Annotated in this window: 12 protein-coding genes; 8 read left to right on the plus strand and 4 right to left on the minus strand. The window is 73.0% G+C overall.

Going from position 1 to position 16,413, the window contains the following annotated elements; translation table 11 throughout:
* Nucleotides 1-4 precede the first annotated feature (4 nt).
* Complete coding sequence (locus tag ACA514_RS31500) at nucleotides 5-613, plus strand: hypothetical protein (protein ID WP_375044903.1); 609 nt, start codon at nucleotides 5-7, stop codon at nucleotides 611-613.
* Between the two features lie 94 nt (nucleotides 614-707).
* On the opposite strand, the gene ACA514_RS31505 is transcribed toward ACA514_RS31500, so the two are convergent.
* A complete protein-coding gene (locus ACA514_RS31505; RefSeq protein ID WP_375044904.1) occupies nucleotides 708-1,880 on the minus strand; it encodes a sensor histidine kinase in 1,173 nt (390 codons plus the stop codon).
* Between the two features lie 228 nt (nucleotides 1,881-2,108).
* On the opposite strand from ACA514_RS31505, the gene ACA514_RS31510 reads away from it, so the two are divergent.
* From ACA514_RS31510 to ACA514_RS31520, 3 genes are all read left to right on the plus strand, one after another.
* Nucleotides 2,109-3,212 (plus strand): ferritin-like domain-containing protein, encoded by a 1,104-nt coding sequence (locus tag ACA514_RS31510; RefSeq protein WP_375044905.1) that lies wholly within the window; start codon nucleotides 2,109-2,111, stop codon nucleotides 3,210-3,212.
* A gap of 213 nt (nucleotides 3,213-3,425) precedes the next feature.
* A complete protein-coding gene (locus ACA514_RS31515; protein WP_375044906.1) occupies nucleotides 3,426-4,388 on the plus strand; it encodes a hypothetical protein in 963 nt (320 codons plus the stop codon).
* A gap of 481 nt (nucleotides 4,389-4,869) precedes the next feature.
* Nucleotides 4,870-5,511 carry a septal ring lytic transglycosylase RlpA family protein gene (locus ACA514_RS31520; RefSeq protein WP_375044907.1) on the plus strand — a complete coding sequence of 214 codons (642 nt, stop codon included), beginning with the start codon at nucleotides 4,870-4,872 and terminating at the stop codon, nucleotides 5,509-5,511.
* Nucleotides 5,512-5,615: 104 nt separating this feature from the next.
* On the opposite strand, the gene ACA514_RS31525 is transcribed toward ACA514_RS31520, so the two are convergent.
* A complete protein-coding gene (locus ACA514_RS31525) occupies nucleotides 5,616-6,566 on the minus strand; it encodes a prolyl oligopeptidase family serine peptidase (RefSeq protein WP_375044908.1) in 951 nt (316 codons plus the stop codon).
* A gap of 364 nt (nucleotides 6,567-6,930) precedes the next feature.
* Between ACA514_RS31525 and ACA514_RS31530 the strand changes: the two genes are divergently transcribed.
* Nucleotides 6,931-7,293 carry a DUF1232 domain-containing protein gene (locus ACA514_RS31530; protein WP_375044909.1) on the plus strand — a complete coding sequence of 121 codons (363 nt, stop codon included), beginning with the start codon at nucleotides 6,931-6,933 and terminating at the stop codon, nucleotides 7,291-7,293.
* Nucleotides 7,294-7,342: 49 nt separating this feature from the next.
* Here ACA514_RS31530 and ACA514_RS31535 read toward each other — a convergent pair whose 3' ends face one another.
* Nucleotides 7,343-8,089, minus strand: coding sequence for an IclR family transcriptional regulator (locus ACA514_RS31535; protein ID WP_375044910.1), 747 nt, complete (start codon nucleotides 8,087-8,089; stop codon nucleotides 7,343-7,345).
* A 187-nt stretch (nucleotides 8,090-8,276) separates the two neighbouring features.
* On the opposite strand from ACA514_RS31535, the gene ACA514_RS31540 reads away from it, so the two are divergent.
* The 3 genes from ACA514_RS31540 (at nucleotide 8,277) to ACA514_RS31550 (ending at nucleotide 15,175) form a co-directional block, all read left to right on the plus strand.
* Nucleotides 8,277-10,145 carry a hypothetical protein gene (locus ACA514_RS31540; RefSeq protein WP_375044911.1) on the plus strand — a complete coding sequence of 623 codons (1,869 nt, stop codon included), beginning with the start codon at nucleotides 8,277-8,279 and terminating at the stop codon, nucleotides 10,143-10,145.
* 407 nt (nucleotides 10,146-10,552) lie between these two features.
* Nucleotides 10,553-12,349, plus strand: a complete 1,797-nt coding sequence (locus ACA514_RS31545; RefSeq protein ID WP_375044912.1) for a fatty acyl-AMP ligase — start codon at nucleotides 10,553-10,555, stop codon at nucleotides 12,347-12,349.
* A gap of 93 nt (nucleotides 12,350-12,442) precedes the next feature.
* Complete coding sequence (locus ACA514_RS31550) at nucleotides 12,443-15,175, plus strand: MMPL family transporter (protein ID WP_375044913.1); 2,733 nt, start codon at nucleotides 12,443-12,445, stop codon at nucleotides 15,173-15,175.
* Nucleotides 15,176-15,178: 3 nt separating this feature from the next.
* Here ACA514_RS31550 and ACA514_RS31555 read toward each other — a convergent pair whose 3' ends face one another.
* Nucleotides 15,179-16,411, minus strand: a complete 1,233-nt coding sequence (locus tag ACA514_RS31555) for a glycosyltransferase (protein WP_375044914.1) — start codon at nucleotides 16,409-16,411, stop codon at nucleotides 15,179-15,181.
* Nucleotides 16,412-16,413 lie beyond the last annotated feature (2 nt).

Here is a 16,413-nt window from a genome sequence, read left to right on the forward strand (position 1 = left end):
AAGGGTGAGTTCGCTGGACGAAGAGCGGCTTCAGGCGCAGAACCGGCTGCTGATCCGGCAGCGGGTGCGCCTGATGGTGAACCAGTACGAGGTGCACGCCGAGAACCCCGACGGCGGTGAGGGAGAGCTGCTGGCGTTCGCGCAGCAGAAGCGGCTGGCGTTCAAGGAGCAGGTGACGCTCTACGCCGACGACTCCAAGACCCGCCCCATCCTCGGCTTCAAGGCGCGCAAGCGCATCGACCTGGCGTCGGCCTACGACATCACCGATGCGAACGGGCAGTCCATCGGGCTGTTCCGCAAGGACTTCAAGAAGTCGCTGATCGCCTCGACCTGGCACCTGGAGCAGCCCGGGCTCGGCGTGACGACGGGCAGCGAGCGCAACAAGTTCGTCGCGGTGCTGCGCCGCGTGTGGGGCTTCATCCCGTACGCGGAGAACCTGCCGTTCGCATGGCCGTACCACTTCGACTTCTACGCGGGCGACCAGGTCGTCTTCTCGGTGGAGAAGAAGTTCGGCCTCCGCGACCGCTACGTCGTCGACATCAAGGACCCCCGCCTGGACCGCCGCCTCATCGTCGCCCAGGCCGTCGGCCTCGACGCCCTCCAGTCCCGCTGACGGCTGACAGCGGGTTCGGGCCGGCGAACGCCGCCGCCCCGGCCTGCATCGCGCGGGCGGACCATCCGCTGGTCCTCGGCGAGCATCACGCGGATCACGAGCGGGACTCCACCGGCGCCCGTCCCGCGGCGACGGGCGCGAGCGGCACGCGCAGCGCGAGCCGGAAGCCGCCGCCGTCGCGGGGCCCGGCCGACACCGTCCCGCCCGCGGCCGCGACCCGCTCCGCGAGGCCCTCCAGCCCGTGCCCCGGCGCGTGCCCCGCGGCGGCCTCGCCGCACCCGTCGTCGACGATCTCCAGGGCGGCCTCGCCGCCCGCCCGGCCGACCGTGATCGTGACGCGGCGCGCGCGGGCGTGCCGGACGATGTTGGTGACGCCCTCCCGGACCGCCCAGCCGAACAGCGCGTCGACCGGGTCGGGCAGCGGCGCCCCGGACGTCCGCACGACCGCCTCGGTCTCGGCGGCCGCCAGCACCGCGCGGGCGCCGTCCAGCTCCTCGGCGAGGTTCCGCCTCCGGTACCCGGAGATCGCGGCGCGGACGTCGGCGAGCGACTGGCGCGCCACCGACTCGATGTCGCTCACCTCCGCCATGGCGCGGTCCGCGTCCCGCTCGCCGAGCCGCCGCGCCAGCTCGCTCTTCAGCACGATCAGCGACAGGCTTTGCCCGAGCAGGTCGTGCAGGTCGCGGGCGATGCGCAGCCGCTCGTCGGCGACCGCGAGCCGGGCGACCTCGCTGCGCGCCTCGCGCAGCTGCTGGACGAGCGTCCGGGCGTGCCGGAAGGCGACCATGAACAGCCCGAGCGAGAGCGTGGTGAGCGCGATGGGCCACAGCGCGCCCGGCGCCCCGACCAGCGGGCACTGCACCGCGATGAGCGCCACGGTGCCGCCGACGCCCCACAGCACCCGGTTCATCGGCAGCGTCATGGCGAAGACCATCGACAGGTAGATCGAGGTGCCCAGCCATGCCGGGCCGAACGCGAACGGCAGCGCGGCGGCGAGCACCGCGAACGCGGCGAGCAGGACGTACGTGCGGGTCCTGACCGGGTCGATCCAGCTCGTCATGCTGAGCGGCGTCGCCAGGAACAGGCCGATGAAGGCGAGCAACCCCGCGATGGCCAGTGCCATGCGGGCGCCGGAGTAGCCGGCGACCTCGACGGCGACGGGGACGAGGTAGACCAGCCCGGTTGAGGACCAGAACGCGCGCCGCCGCCGGGCCCTCCCGGTGTCGGCGTCGTCGAAGCCTCCGCTGTCGAGGAACCTCGTGGTCATGACGCTCGAATCGTATGCCGGTGGGCGGCCATGCCGTCAATGCTACGAACGCGCAGGCCGGGGGGTCAGTGAGCCTTGTCCTGGTCCGGGGATGACTTTTGTCGTGGCCGGGTTGCCTCCGGGTGGGGTCTGGTCTCCCCGCGCTTTACATGTTACGAAGGTATGTAAAGCGGTGGGCGGAGCACACCGCGTCGCGGTGCTGCGGCGCAACCCCGAGGAGGATCCCCCGTGAGTTCCTACGACCTCTACTCCACGCCCGTGCCCACGGACACGTGGAACGTCCCCATGGCGGGGGACGCCCGGTTCACCTGGGAGTACGACGAGGGTCGCGACCGGCTGCTGAGCCTGTACCAGAAGGGCAAGGACAAGCAGTGGGACGCCACCAAGCGCATCGACTGGGACCTCGAGGTCGATCCGGTCAACGTCGCCGGGCTGCCGGAGAACTTCAACCCCCTCGTCGGCTCCGACATCTGGGACAAGATGTCACAGAAGGAGCGCGACGAGTTCGGCCGCCACCAGGGGTCCTGGCTGTTCAGCCAGTTCCTGCACGGCGAGCAGGGCGCGCTGAACGTGTCGGCGCGCATCGTCCAGTCCGTTCCCGACCTGGACTCCAAGTTCTACGCCGCCACGCAGACGATGGACGAGGCGCGGCACGTCGAGCTGTACGCCAAGTTCGTGCACGAGAAGATCGGGATGTACTACCCGGTCAACCAGGACCTGGCGAAGCTGCTCGCCGAGTCGCTGGAGGACAGCCGCTGGGACCTGCCCTACCTCGGCATGCAGGTGCTGATCGAGGGCCTCGCGCTCGCCGCGTTCGGGCTCTACCGGGACATGTCGACCAACCCGCTGGTCAAGCAGCTGCTCGCGTACGTCATGCAGGACGAGGCGCGGCACGTCGCGTTCGGCCGGCTGGCGCTCAAGGACTACTACGCGCAGCTCACCGACAAGGAGCGGGCCGAGCGCGAGGAGTTCGTGGTCGAGGGCTGCTACCTCATGCGCGACCGGTTCAAGGGCCGCGAGGTGTTCGAGCAGCTGGACATGCCGGTGGAAAAGTGCATGGAATACGTCGACAACTCCGACATGTACACGCTCTACCAGTCGCTGCTTTTCAGTCGCATCGTGCCGTGCGTCCGGGACGTCGGCCTTTGGGGCGACAAAGTGAAGGCCGCCTATGCCGATATGGGCGTCCTCGACAACGCCAAGGCCGACCTCGAGGCGCTGATGCGCCAGGACGAGGAGATCGCCGAGAAGGTCGACGAGGAGAAGTACGCCGCCGAGCTGGCCGCCCGCCAGGGCGAGGTCGAGGAGGCCATCGCCCTCGGCGCGGAGTGAGGTAACGGCACGGTGAAAGGCGGGGGCGTCCACGGGCGCCCCCGCCTCGCCTTTCCGTAGATCTTTGCCGTCTCCCCCTGATCGATTCCCGTATTCGGCATGCGCGCCATCCCGGCTGTACTAACGTGCCCGCTCGACGGTGCGCCGGAAATCGCACGCCGCAGGCGCACGCAGACCGCGCAGAGTCGTTCCGAGAACCTCGGGGGAAAAAGAATGAACCGATCCGCCAGAAATCTACTGGGCCTGTCCGTGGCGGTCCCGCTCGCCGCGGCGCTGGCCGCCGGCGCCGCGCCCGCGAACGCCGCGGACGGCCCGGTGGCCGACCTCGTCTACGGGACGGCCGGGCAGGTCGGCCCCGCGCTGCCGCCGGTGGCGCTGCCCGCCCCCGTCCCGGACGCCGCGGGCCGCGCCGCCGGCCTCGCGACCGGCACCGCGGACGGCGCGCTCGCGTCCGCCGCCCGCCCCGGGGCGCGCGCCGGCCTGGCTCCGGGCCTGCCCGTGTCCCGCACCGCCTCCCCGGCCCGTCCGGCCTCGTCGGCCCGCGCCGCCTGCCGGGTCGACGCGGTCAAGACCGTGGACGGCACCCGCGTCACCCGGCTGCTGCCGCGCCAGTCGATGGCGCTGACGCCCGGCCGGGACGCCGCGCCGATCTCCGCGCCGCGCAGCGGCAGCTGCCTCGGCATCACCGACCGGGCCGCCGCGCGGTCCGCCGGGTTCCCGGAGCCGGTCGGCGAGGCCGCGGAGGTGCCCGGACGCGTCGTCGGGCGCGTCGCCGCCGTCCCGAAGCGGGTGACGGGCAGCAAGGTCGGGCAGGTGACCGGGGCCGCGGGGGCGCTGCCGAACGGCCGGTCCGCCGGGTCCGGCGGCGGCCCGCTCGGCGACGCGGTGACGCTCGGGCTGCCGGGCGACGCCGCCTCGCTGCGCTCCGCCGCGCCGATCTCGATGGTGCTGCCGGACGGGGCGGGGGCGCGGCGCGGCAAGCCGGGGCCGACGAGCCTGGTCGGCGAGACGAACGGCACCGTGCACGAGATGCACGCGCAGATCGGCGACGTCGTCAACGTGCTGAAGACGCGGGAGCGGCCGTCCGACACCGGCCGCGCCGGAGCCGGCGACGGGCTGGTGGGCGAGCTGCAGGGCCCGCCGGTCTACCTGCCGAAGCTGCCCTCGGTGAACTGACCCGGGAACCGCAAAAACCACCGTCTAACGGGGCGTTCCGGAGATGCAATGTGCATCCCGGAACGCCCCGTTCTGCTGCCTAACGAACGCTTGTTATATGTCCGAGATCACACCTTCCATGGCGGGTAAATGGGATCTTGAAATGTCCTCACCCAGCGGAGTGGATCAGCTTCACAGGGCAAAAAGAGAGGTGACAAACCCCACAAACCCGGGGCCTGTGCTTGATTCACTCGGGACGCAACGTACGGTCAAGGACTTGTGCGCCGCTTTCGAGATCAAAAGTGAAGAGGCAATGCGGCCGCACTTGCCGGACGCCGAAGCCGCGATGACGCGGTCGCGCCGAGAACGAGCGCGGAGGCGGGCGCTGAAGCCCGCGGGCGGTGTGGGACTCGGGGACGTGGAGGTCGCCTGAGCGCGCCGCGAGAACGGCGGCGAGAAACGCCGGGCGTCCGGGGTCCTGTCCCCTACCGAAGGATCCTTCGTGGGAAACCCTGACGTACGACGTCGTCTTCTCGCGCGCCTTCCACGGCCGCGCCTGCGCACCGCACTGGTCGTCTCCGGCATCGCCGCCGCCGTCCTCGCGGTCGGCGCGTTCGCCATCGTCAACGGCGGTAAGGCCCCGGCCGACTCGGCCCAGGCCGCGCAGACCGTCCCGCACGCGAGCACCCCGGCGGCGGACCCGCCGCGGGCCACGCCGTCCCGGGCCAGCCGCGGGGCGCCCCGCGACCCCGACCCGGAGCACGGCAAGAAGGACCCCGCCAAGAAGGCGAAGCCGGAGGCGGCCGCCGAGCACAAGGCCGAGCCGAAGAAGAAGGCGCAGAAGAAGAAGGCGCTGGCCACCGGCAGCTGCGAGGCGTCCTTCTACGGGGAGGGGCAGATGACCGCCAGCGGCGAGCCCTTCGACCCGAGCGAGCTCACGGCCGCGCACAAGACGCTGCCGATGGGCTCCAAGGTCCGCGTGACCAACAAGAACAACGGCCGGTCGGTCGTCGTCCGCATCAACGACCGGGGCCCGTACGCGGGCGGCCGCTGCCTGGACCTGTCCACGGCGGCGATGAAGAAGGTCGGCGGCACGGGCTCGGGCGTCATCCCGGTCCGCTACGAGGTCCTGTCGAAGGGCTGATCACCACCACATGACCCGCCATGCGGGGGCACCATGCTGCCCGCAGGCCGGGGATCCCCTCTGTAGGCGGGCGCCGAGCGCGGAGGCGCCCGCCTACAGAGGGCTCAATGCGTGACGTGCGCCGGCGCCGGATAGGGCGCGGTGTCCTGCTGCGCGGTGTCGTTCGCGGAGGCCGGTGCGGGTGCCGGTGCCGCGGCGGGCGCGGCGTCCTGATCCGTTTCGGGACGGACGTCCGCCAGGCGCTCCCGGAACCAGTCGGTGAGCACGCCGTCCACCCGGACGGCGTCGGTGATCGGCGGCCGGGCCTCGGTGCCCGGCTCGGCGGCCAGCGCGTGCCCCATCCGGAACGTGGTGGCCTCCACCGAGCCGGCGCCGCGCCGCTGCAGCACGTCGCGGAACGCGGTGACCTCGCCGGCCGGGACGACCCGGTCGCGGGCCCCGCCGACCAGCAGCAGCGGCACGTCCCGCGCGGCGATGTCGCCGGCGAGCGCGCCGAGGTCGAGCCGGTCGGCGAGCGCCTGCGCCGGGTCGCTCCACGCCCGGTCGCGTCCGGCGCGCCGCTCCACCGCCCGCGCCGCCCGCGCGGGCGCGACGACGGGCGCCACCGCGGCGACCGCGCTCACCGCGACCTCACCGCGCGCGACGGCCAGCAGCGCCGCCGCGCCGCCCGCGCTGAACCCGGCGAGCGCGACGGGCCCGTCCGGCAGCCCGAGGTCGCGGCGGATCTCCGCGAGGGCCGCGGGCAGCCCCGCCGCGGCCTGCTCGACCGCGCGGCCGTAGGCCTCGATCGCCTCGTTCTCCAGGATCGCGCCAGAGCCGAGCCCGCCCGGCGAGCGCCCGGGCAGGTCGAGGTGGACGCGCCACACCGGCACGCCCGTCATGGGGATCGCCGCCGCCAGCGCCGCCGCGGTGCGCGGCGGGTCGAACCCGGGCCAGGCGATCATCAGCCGCGTCGGCCCGGACGCGGTCGCGTCGACCGCGGTGGGCGGCAGCGCCACGTACGCGGCGCCCGCAGCCGTCCCGTGCACGGGCCTGGTCGTATGGTCGCCGCTCATGTCGTGGATCAGCTCCTGCGGTGCTCGACGGGCGGTGCCGGTCGTGCCTCAGGGAGGCGGCGCCCCTCCCTCGTGACCTCTCATGCTGGCAGCGGGCGCCGGATAATGCGGCGGAATCACCGCACGTTGCCCGCGGGAGTGACGAAGACCTCACTTCCGGTAACCCGAACCGGCCCGTGCGGGAACGGCCGCGCCCGGTGCCCGGACGGGCCGCCGACGGTCATTCCGGCGGGCGCGGCGGCGCGCCGGTTGTGACCCCGGCCTCATGACCGCCGGAGGGGAACAAAACCGGCATGGCCCGCGTCATAGAGGAACGTGGGCGCTGCGGGGGCGCGCCCTCAAAGACCCTGACCGAGGAGTGCCTGTGGACAGGAAGCGCAGCACGGCCGCCGCCGGGCAGGCCTGGCAGATCTACAGCGAGACCCTCCAGCCGGACGCGCCCGGCTTCTGGGAGCGCGTCCGCGCCGTTCCCCGGATGCTGAAGTCGGTCCTGCGCGGCCAGTACAAGGGGATGTCCTTCGGGACGCTCGGGCTGCTCGCGCTCGGCCTCGTGTACATCATCTCCCCGATCGACGCCATCCCCGACATCATTCCCATCGCCGGCATCGCCGACGACACCGGGCTCGCCCTGTGGCTGGCCGCGGTCCTCGTCAAGTCCGCCGGCGACTTCGTGACCTGGGAGCGCGGCGGCCGGCCGACCGTCATCGTCGGCGAACCGATCGACTGACCCGCACGGCTTCGAAGGCGAGACCACCGTCGCGGTGGTCTCGCCTTCGTCATGCGGTCGGGCCCAGTTCCTTGGCGAAGCGCTCCGCCGCGTCCCGCATGACCGGGACGACGTCGGCGACGGCCTCGCGCGTCATGCGGGCGGACGGCCCCGACACCGACAGCGCGGTCAGCGCGGGTGCTCCCGGCAACGGCACCGCCACGCAGCGGACCCCGATCTCCTGCTCCTCGTCGTCCACCGCGTAGCCCCGCTCGCGGATCCGGCGCAGCTCGGACAGGAGCGCGTCCTGGTCGGTGAAGGTGTTCGGGGTGTGCGCGTCCATCCCCGTCCGGCCGAGGATCTCGCGCACCCGCGCGTCCGGCAGCTGCGACAGCAGCGCCTTGCCCACACCGGTGCAGTGCGGCTGCACGCGCCGTCCGACCTCGGTGAACATCCGCATCGAGTGCTTGGACGGGACCTGCGCCACGTACACGGCCTCGTCGCCCTCCAGCACGGCCATGTTCGCCGTCTCGCCCACCTCGTCCACCAGCTGCGACAGGACGGGGCGCGCCCACGTCCCGAGCAGCCGGTTCGCGCCCTCGCCGAGCCGGATGAGCCGCGGGCCCAGCGCGTACCGCTTGGACGGCTCCTGCCGCACGTACCCGTGGTTCACCAGCGTCCGCATGAGCCGGTAGATGGTCGGCATCGGCAGCCCGGACACCTCGGTCAGCTCCGACAACGCCATCTCGCCGCCCGCGTCCGCCAGATGCTCCAGCAGCTCGAACGCGCGCTCCAGCGACCGTACGGCCTCCGCCACCCGCGTCTCCTCTCCTCGCGACGCCCCCGATTCTACGGAGATCCGATTTCACCATGCGAAAGAGGGGGCCCGCTCCGGACAAAGCACGTTACTCATGGCCACGGAGTGGCAATAAGTGACTACACACGGCGACGAGACGCCGCCCCCCTGCGAGCAACAGAGAAAGTGAACCGCGAGAGGGGACCACGTGCGGACCGGTGGCAGCAGGACACGCAGCAGGGCGCGCGTCGGCGCGATCATGGCGAGCGGCGCGCTCGCCGTACCGCCGATGGTGCTCACCGGGTCCGCGGCGGAGGCGAACCCGCCGGAGGTCCGGTTGCTCACCGAGACCTCGACGTCCGCCGGGCTGTCCGGCGGACCGGGGTACGCGCTCGGCTACACCGTCCGCGTCCACGCCGAGGACGGCGTCGCGCACCACGCCGTCCTGCGCCTGCTGGCCGGCGACCCGCTGTCCTGGACGAGCCACTCCGCGGACTGCGCCCAGCTCGACTCCGGCCACGAACTGCGCTGCGACCTCGGCGACGTGGGCGCGGCGGCGGTCACGCGGACCGGCACCGTCTCCGTCCCGTCCTCCGCGGTGGGACGCCCGTCCGCGGCGCCGCCGGCCATCCTCACCTTCGCCGAGGCCGACAACGCCGCGCCCCGCTCGACCCGCGCCGTCCTCGACTTCGGTTCCGGCCCCGCGTCCGCACCGGCGGACGCCCCGCCCGCGCAGCCCGGCGCCGCCCCCAACGAGGACGCCGCGCACTGCAGCGGCGGCGCCGACGCCCCCTGCCACCACGACACCGCGCCCCCGGCGACCGGCACCACGCCCGCCCAGCAGGAACAACCCCCGGCCCAAGCCCAGCCCGCCCGTCCACCGCTGCAGCAGCAGCCCCGATCCCCGCAACAACCCGAACCCACGTCGCAGGACCAGCCCACCTCACACGGCAAGCCAGCCCCGCAAAGCCAACCGGCACAGCAAGGCCAACCCGCCCCGAACGGTCAGCCCGTGCCGCACGGTCAGCCCGTGCCGCACGGTCAGCCCGTGCCGCACGGTCAGCCCGTGCCGCACGGCAAGCCCGCACCGCACGGCAAGCCCGCACCGCACAGCAAGCCCGCACCGCACAGCAAGCCCGCACCGCACAGCAAGCCCGCACCGCACGGCAAGCCCGCGCCGCCTCGCAAGCCCGCACCGCACGGCAAGCCTGCGTCGCACGGTAAGCCCGTCCAGCACGGTCAGCCTGCCTCGCAGAGCAAGCCTGCGCCGCATGGTCAGCCTGCGCATCAGGGCAAGCCCGTGGCGCACCTCCATGGTCGGCCTTCGCACCATGGCCGGCCCGCTCATCACGCTGGGAACGCTCAGCACAGCGGGACGGCGCAGCAGGGGCGGCCCGCGCACCATGGGCGGCCACGGCAGTTGAGCAAGCCGGGTGCGGGAGGCCCCGCGCCGGTGCAGCAGGAAGTGCCGAGCCAGCAGGGCGTGCCGGAGAGCGGGGACGTTCCGTTTCACGTGGGTACGCCCTCGCTTCCGGACGACGACGGCTGGGAAGCGGGCGACGAGCCGTCGCTCTCGTCCGGCGGGAGCGGGACGCACTGCCGGGACGGGCGGGCTCACGATGAGACGTTCGGCGAGCCGTGCCATGAAGGCTTCGCCGGAACCGGAACCGGCGGTTCCGGTGAGGACGGCACGCCCCGCGGCGGGTACGCGGGGGAGGAGCAGGTGCCGAAGATGCCGATCGTCCCGACGCCCGGGCCGCACGGGGCCGTCCTGCCGCCGCTGAACCTGCCGGGCGCCGCGCCCCTGCCGAACAGCCAGGCCATGGCGGGGACCACGAGCGACGACGCCCGCGACGGCGAGAGCCGGATGACGATGGTGTCGCCGGCCGGGATGCAGGAGGGCAACGGCACCGACTGGGCCGTCGTGCTCGGCATCGCCCTGGTGGCGGAGATCGCGCTGCTGTGGGGCGCCGCCTGCGTGGGGCTGTGGCGGCGCCGGATCGCGCTCTACCGCGCCGAGACCCGGGCGGCGGAGGCGCGGGCGGCGGCCGCCGAGCGCGGCGGGGCGTACATCTGACGCGTGCGAGAGCCGGACGCGGGCCGCGCGATTCGGTGGCCGGTGTCCGCGTCCGGCGCCGAATGGTGGCTCTTGTCGTTAAGCTGATCGACTGACAGCAAAGCGGCGCTTATGGGGGATCATGCAGCAGATCTTCGCCGCCGGCCGGTAGTCCGCACACGGTCGGTAACGAACCCGGCGCCCAGGTGTGAAAGGGCCATTCCTCTTGTCACGGCGGTGACAAACCCCGCGGCGGCGAATGTGGTGCCCGGCTAATATCGCCCGCCGCCTACCATCCGGTAGCTTCACGATCATCGCCGGTCGCCGGGGGGCGCCAGACGAGTCGTCCGGCCGGCTGCACGCATCGCCGACGGCGCCCACCCCCCACCGATGGCCCCGCCCGGCCCGTCCCCTCGGGAGAATGATCAATGGCATTGGGCTCGCTGCTTCCCGAACTCCTGCCCGGCGGCTCCGGCCGCACCCCGCTGATCGAACGGGTCGCGAGGTGGGCGAGGGAGAAGCCGGACGCCCCGGCCTTCACCTTCGTCGACTATTCGCTCGACCCCGCAGGCAGGCACATCACCCTGAACTGGGCCGAGGCGGACCGGCGCGCCCGTGCGACGGCCGTCGCGCTGCGCCAGGTGACCGGGCCCGGCGAGCGGGCCGCGTTGCTGCTGCCGCAGACGCTCGAGTACATGATGACGATGCTCGGCGCGATGTACGCGCACGTCGTCGCGGTGCCGCTGTTCTCGCCCGACCTGCCCGGGCACGCCGACCGGTTGCTCGGCGCCTACACCGACAGCGAGCCGGCGGTGATCGTCACGACCCGCAACGCGCTGCCGCACGTGGAGAAGTTCCTCGCGGACTCCGACGTCCCGCAGCCGAAGGAGATCCTGTTCGCCGAGGAGGTCGACGAGGCGCTCGCCGACTCCTGGGAGGACGAGCCGATCGGGTTCGACGACCTGGCGTACCTGCAGTACACCTCGGGGTCGACGCGCCGGCCCGCCGGCGTGGAGATCACGCACGGGAACGTGACGGCGAACGCCGCGCAACTGTGGGCGGGCTGGGCGCCGGAGAAGCCGGACCCGGAGCTGGTGAGCTGGCTGCCGCTGTTCCACGACATGGGCCTGATCGCGACGATGGCGCTGCCGCTGGTGCGCGGCGACCACGCGATCTACACCGACCCGGTGTCGTTCATCATGAACCCGATGCGCTGGCTGCAGCTGATCGCCGCGCGGCCGGGCAAGAACGTGTACACGGCGGGCCCGAACTTCGCCTACGAGTACGTGGCGTCGACGGCGTCGCCGGAGAAGCTGGCGGGCCTGGACCTGTCCGGGCTGACGACCTGCCTGAACGGCGCGGAGCCGATCCGCACGTCCACGCTGTCGACGTTCGCGGACGCGCTGGCCCCGGCGGGGCTGCGGCCGGGCGCGCAGGCCCCCGGCTACGGCCTGGCGGAGGCGACGGTGTTCGTCACCGCGGCGGCCGAGGACGTCCCGCCGAAGATCATCTCGGTGGACCGGGAGCTGCTCACCCAGGGCGAGCTGCGGCTGTGCGGCGCCGACGCCGAGCGGGCGAGCACCCTGGTGTCGTGCGGGCGGCCGTCCGGGCAGATCGTCGCGATCGTCGACCCGGACGCGCGCACCGAGCAGCCCGACGGCCGCGTCGGCGAGATCTGGGTGCACGGCCCGAACACCGCCGCCGGCTACTGGCGCAACTCCGAGCGCAGCCAGGACACCTTCGGCGGCGAGCTCGCCGAGCCGGCCGGCCTGCCGGCCGGCCCGTGGACGAAGACCGGCGACTACGGCGTCGTCCACGAAGGCGAGCTGTACGTCACCGGCCGCATCAAGGACCTCATCATCGTGGACGGCCGCAACCACTACCCGCAGGACATCGAGGTCACCGCGCAGGAGGCGCACCCCGCCGTCCGGCCCGACCACGTCGCGGCGTTCGCGCTGCCCGGCGAGGAGACCGAGCGGCTCATCGTGGTCGCCGAGCGCAACCGCCGCGTCCCGCTCGGGCGCCTGGACCTGGACGAGGTCGAGGCGGCGGTGCGCGGCGCGGTCAACGTCGAGCACGAGATGAGCGTGCACGAGTTCCTGCTGATCGAGCCGGGTGGCGTGTCCCGCACGTCCAGCGGCAAGATCGCCCGTGCCGCCACCCGGCGGCGGTACCTGGACGGCGGGCTGCCCACCACGGCGGCGCGGCTCGCGTCCCGCCGGTAACCTCGGCGCGACCGGCGCCGCGCAGGCAGGACGGCGCCGGGCGGACGGGCCGCGGGGCGTCGCGCCCCACGGCCGTGACGACACAGGAGGACCATGCTCTCGGGGCTGGGGCGTCTGATCCACCGGCGGCGCTGGTTCAGCCTCGTCTTCATCCTGCTGGTGGCCGCCCTCGCGGGCGGCTGGGGCCTCGGCGTGTTCGCCAAGTTCAAGGCGGGCGGCTTCGAGGACCCGAACGCCTCCTCCACGCTCGTCGCCAAGCTCGGCGCGACCTATTTCGGCAGCACCAACCCCGACGTCCTGGTCCTCTACAAGAGCGACACCATGACGGTGGACGACCCGCGCTACGAGGCCGCCGTCATCACCACCGTCGCGCGGCTCCCCAAGGACCGCGTCGCCGAGCTCATCTCGTACTGGGCCCTCGACAACGAGAAGGACGCGGCGTCGTTCGCGTCCCGCGACAAGCACGAGACGTTCGTCGCGGTGAAGCTCAAGGGCAACGACGCGAAGAAGCCGGAGAACTACCAGGCGATCAAGGACCGGCTGCGGGCGCCGGGGCTGTCCGTCCGGTACGGCGGCGCCGTACCGCTGAACGAGGAGTTCGGCGAGCAGGTCACCGCCGACATCGTCCGCGCGGAGACCATCACCGCGCTGCCGCTGCTGATCCTGCTGGTGCTGCTGTTCGGCGCGGTCGTCGCCGCGTCCCTGCCGCTGGTCGTCGCGATCTTCTCGATGATCGGCGGGCTGGCCGTCCTGCACGTGGTCACCTATGCCGCCGACGTGACGTCCTTCGCGCTCGAGGTCGTCACGATGATGGGCGTCGGCCTCGCGATCGACTACTCGCTGTTCATCATCAGCCGGTTCCGCGAGGAACTGCAGCGCGGCATGGCGGCGCACGGCATCCCGCCAGGGAAACCCTGGAAGCAGGAACGCGGGCGGGCCGCACGCAAGGACGCGAAGAAGGCGCACCGGGAGACGATGCGCCCGATCCGGGAGGACGCGCTCGCCGCGACCCTCGCGACCGCCGGCCGCACCATCATGGTCTCCGGCGTCACCGTCTCGGCCGCGCTGGCGGGCCTGCTGCTGTTCCCGCAGATGTTCCTGCGCACGATCGGGCTCGCGGGCATCGCCACCGTCATGGTCGCGGTGTTCGGCGCGACCGTCCTGCTGCCGACGCTCCTCGCCCTCCTCGGGCCGCGCGTCGAGGGCGGGCGGATGCCGTGGCGGCGCCCCACGTCCAAGCGGGCGCAGCGCGACCCCGACAGCGGCTTCTGGTACCGGCTCGGCCACAGCGTCATGAAGCACCCGCTGCCGTACTTCGCCGCGGTGCTCGTCATCCTGGGCGTGCTGTTCGGGCCGTTCCTGCACGTCCAGTTCGGCAGCGTCGACGCGCGGGTCCTGCCGAAGGACAGCGTGACCCGCGCCGTCGTCGAGACGGTCAAGAAGGACTTCCCGAACGGGTCCGCCGAGCCCATCGACGTGGTGATCTCCGGCGACCTCATCCCGCGCAACTGGAGGCCGACCAAGACGGGCGACAACATCCCGCCCTACCTGGAGGACTTCCGCAAGAAGCTCGCCGCGGAGCCGGGCGTCACCGAGGCGAAGTTCACCGGCTACTCCGGCACGTACGGCGGCGTGCGCATCTCCGTCACGCACAAGTACGAGCCCATGGACCAGCATGCGCAGGACCTCGTCAAGTCGATCCGCGCCATGAGCCTGGTCAAGGACGGCTACCCGATGCACATCGACGTCGGGGGCAGCACCGCCGCGCAGATGGACCTGATGTCCAGCCTGATGCGCAGCCTGCCGAAGATGGCGATCGCCGTCGGGCTCGCCACGTTCATCCTGCTGTTCATGTTCTTCGGCTCGGTCGTGCTGCCGCTGAAGGCCATCGTCATGAACGTGCTGTCGATCGGCGCGTCGTTCGGCGCGATCGTCTGGGGCTTCCAGTACGGGCACCTCGCCGGCCTGCTGAACTTCACCCCGACCGGCGGCGTCGAGGCCACCAGCATGATCCTCATCCTCGCCGTCGTGTTCGGCCTGTCCATGGACTACGAGGTCTTCCTGCTCAGCCGCATCCGCGAGGAATGGGACCGCACCCACGACAACCGCGCCGCCGTCGCGCGCGGCATGCAGCACACCGGCGGCATCATCACCAGCGCCGCCCTGCTGTTCCTCGTCGTCGTCGCCGCGTTCAGCCTCGCCGGCATCACCGTCGTGAAGCTGATCGGCGTCGGCATGTTCGTCGCGGTCGTCGTGGACGCCGCGCTCGTCCGGTCGCTGCTCGTCCCCGCCACCATGCGGTTCATGGGGGCCGCGAACTGGTGGCTGCCCGGCCCGCTCGCCTTCCTGCACGCCAGGATGGACCTGCGGGAGCACGGCCCCGCCGCCGCGGGGGCCGCGACCGTGGCGGTCCCGCCGCCGCTGCCGGAAGAGCAGCCGTACCCGTACCGGGTGCACTGGGAACAGGCCACCGCCGAGCCCGACGCACCGGCTCCTTCGGCCGCCGCGCCTCCGGCCCCCGCGCCCCCGGCCCCCGCGCCTCCGGTCGTGGCGCCCACGCCGGTTCCGACGCCGTCCCACGCGCCCATGGTGGGGGCGAACGACGCCTTCAGGCCGGCGTTCCGTCCGACACCGGGCGGATCCCCCAACGGCGAGCGCCCGCAGCTGGTGTTCCGCGACGCCCCGCCCCGCCCGGCGGCACAGCAGGCCCCGTGGGCGCCGTGGGCGAACGGCCAGCCGCAGCCCCGGCCCGTCCGCCCGCCGCGGGTCAGGCGCCGGATCGTCCCGTCCCCGGACGGCAACGGCTGGACGTGGAGCTCCGACTGACTTTCAGCGCAGCAGCCCCGCGACGATCTCGCGGGCGCGGCCCACGCCGTCCTCCGCCCGGATCCGCCGGCCCACTTCGTACGCCCGGTCGGCCATCTCCTGGTCTTCGGCGACCCGCCGCAGCTTGCGGGCGAGCCTCGGTACCGTCATCGCGCGGAACGGCAGCGGCGACGGCCCCGCGCCCAGCGCCGCGACCCGCTCGCCCCAGTACGGCTGGTCGCCGAAGAACGGGCACACCAGCGTCGGCACCCCGAACCGCAGGCCCGCCGCGGTCGTCCCCGCGCCGCCGTGGTGCACGACCGCCGACATCCTCGGGAACAGCCACGAGTGCGGGACGTCCCGCACCGCGAGGACCTCGTCGTCCGACGTGTCCGGGTCGCCCTGCACCACGCCGCGGACACCGGCCAGCCGCAGCGCCGCCCGGACGATCCGCCCCGTCATCTCCGCGTCCTTCGGCACCATGCTCCCGAACCCGACATAGACCGGCGGCGGTCCGGCCTCCAGGAACGCGGCGATCTCCTTCGGCGGCTCCCACTCCGGCTCGTCCAGGAACCAGTACCCGGTCATGTGCACATTCGCCGGCCAGTCCTGCGGGCGCGGCACCACGGCCTCGCTGAAGCACGCCAGCACCGTCGTCCCGTCGCTGCGCAACCCCCGCAGCGGAAGCCGCCGCAGCCCGAGCCGCTCGTCCCGCCACGGGTTGATGAACGGCCGCGACAGCTGCCACGCGATCTGGTCGACCGCCCCGAAACTCGCCCGGTTCCCCCACCGCCCCAGCAGCCGCGCCTGCGGCGCGAACGGATGCGGGAACGCCCCCGTCGCCCGGCTCGGCTGGAAGTGGATCAGCGCCCGCGGCACGTTCAGATGCTCGCCGATGTGCTCCGGCAGGAACCCCAGCGTCGGCCCGAGGATCAGGTCGGCGCCCTTGCACGCGTCCAGGCACTCGCCCAGCAGCCGCTCGGCCATCGGCCCGAGGATGCGCCGGAACCCGCCGAGGAACTTCACCGGGTTCCGCCCGCCGGCCAGCAGCTCCTGCCCCGCGTCCGACTCCAGGATCTCCGTCGGATCGGCCGTCAGCGGCGCCGGCTCCAGCCCCGCCGCCAGCGCCATCGGCGCGTACCGCGTGCTCGCCACGAGCCGGACCTCGTCACCCCGCTCCCGCAGCGCCCGCCCCAGCGCCAGGCACGGCTGGACGTCCCCCCGCGACCCGGCGGCGAAGATCACGATTCGGCTCACGG

The organism is Actinomadura sp. NTSP31, assembly GCF_041951385.1.
Lineage (GTDB): Bacteria > Actinomycetota > Actinomycetes > Streptosporangiales > Streptosporangiaceae > Spirillospora > Spirillospora napierensis.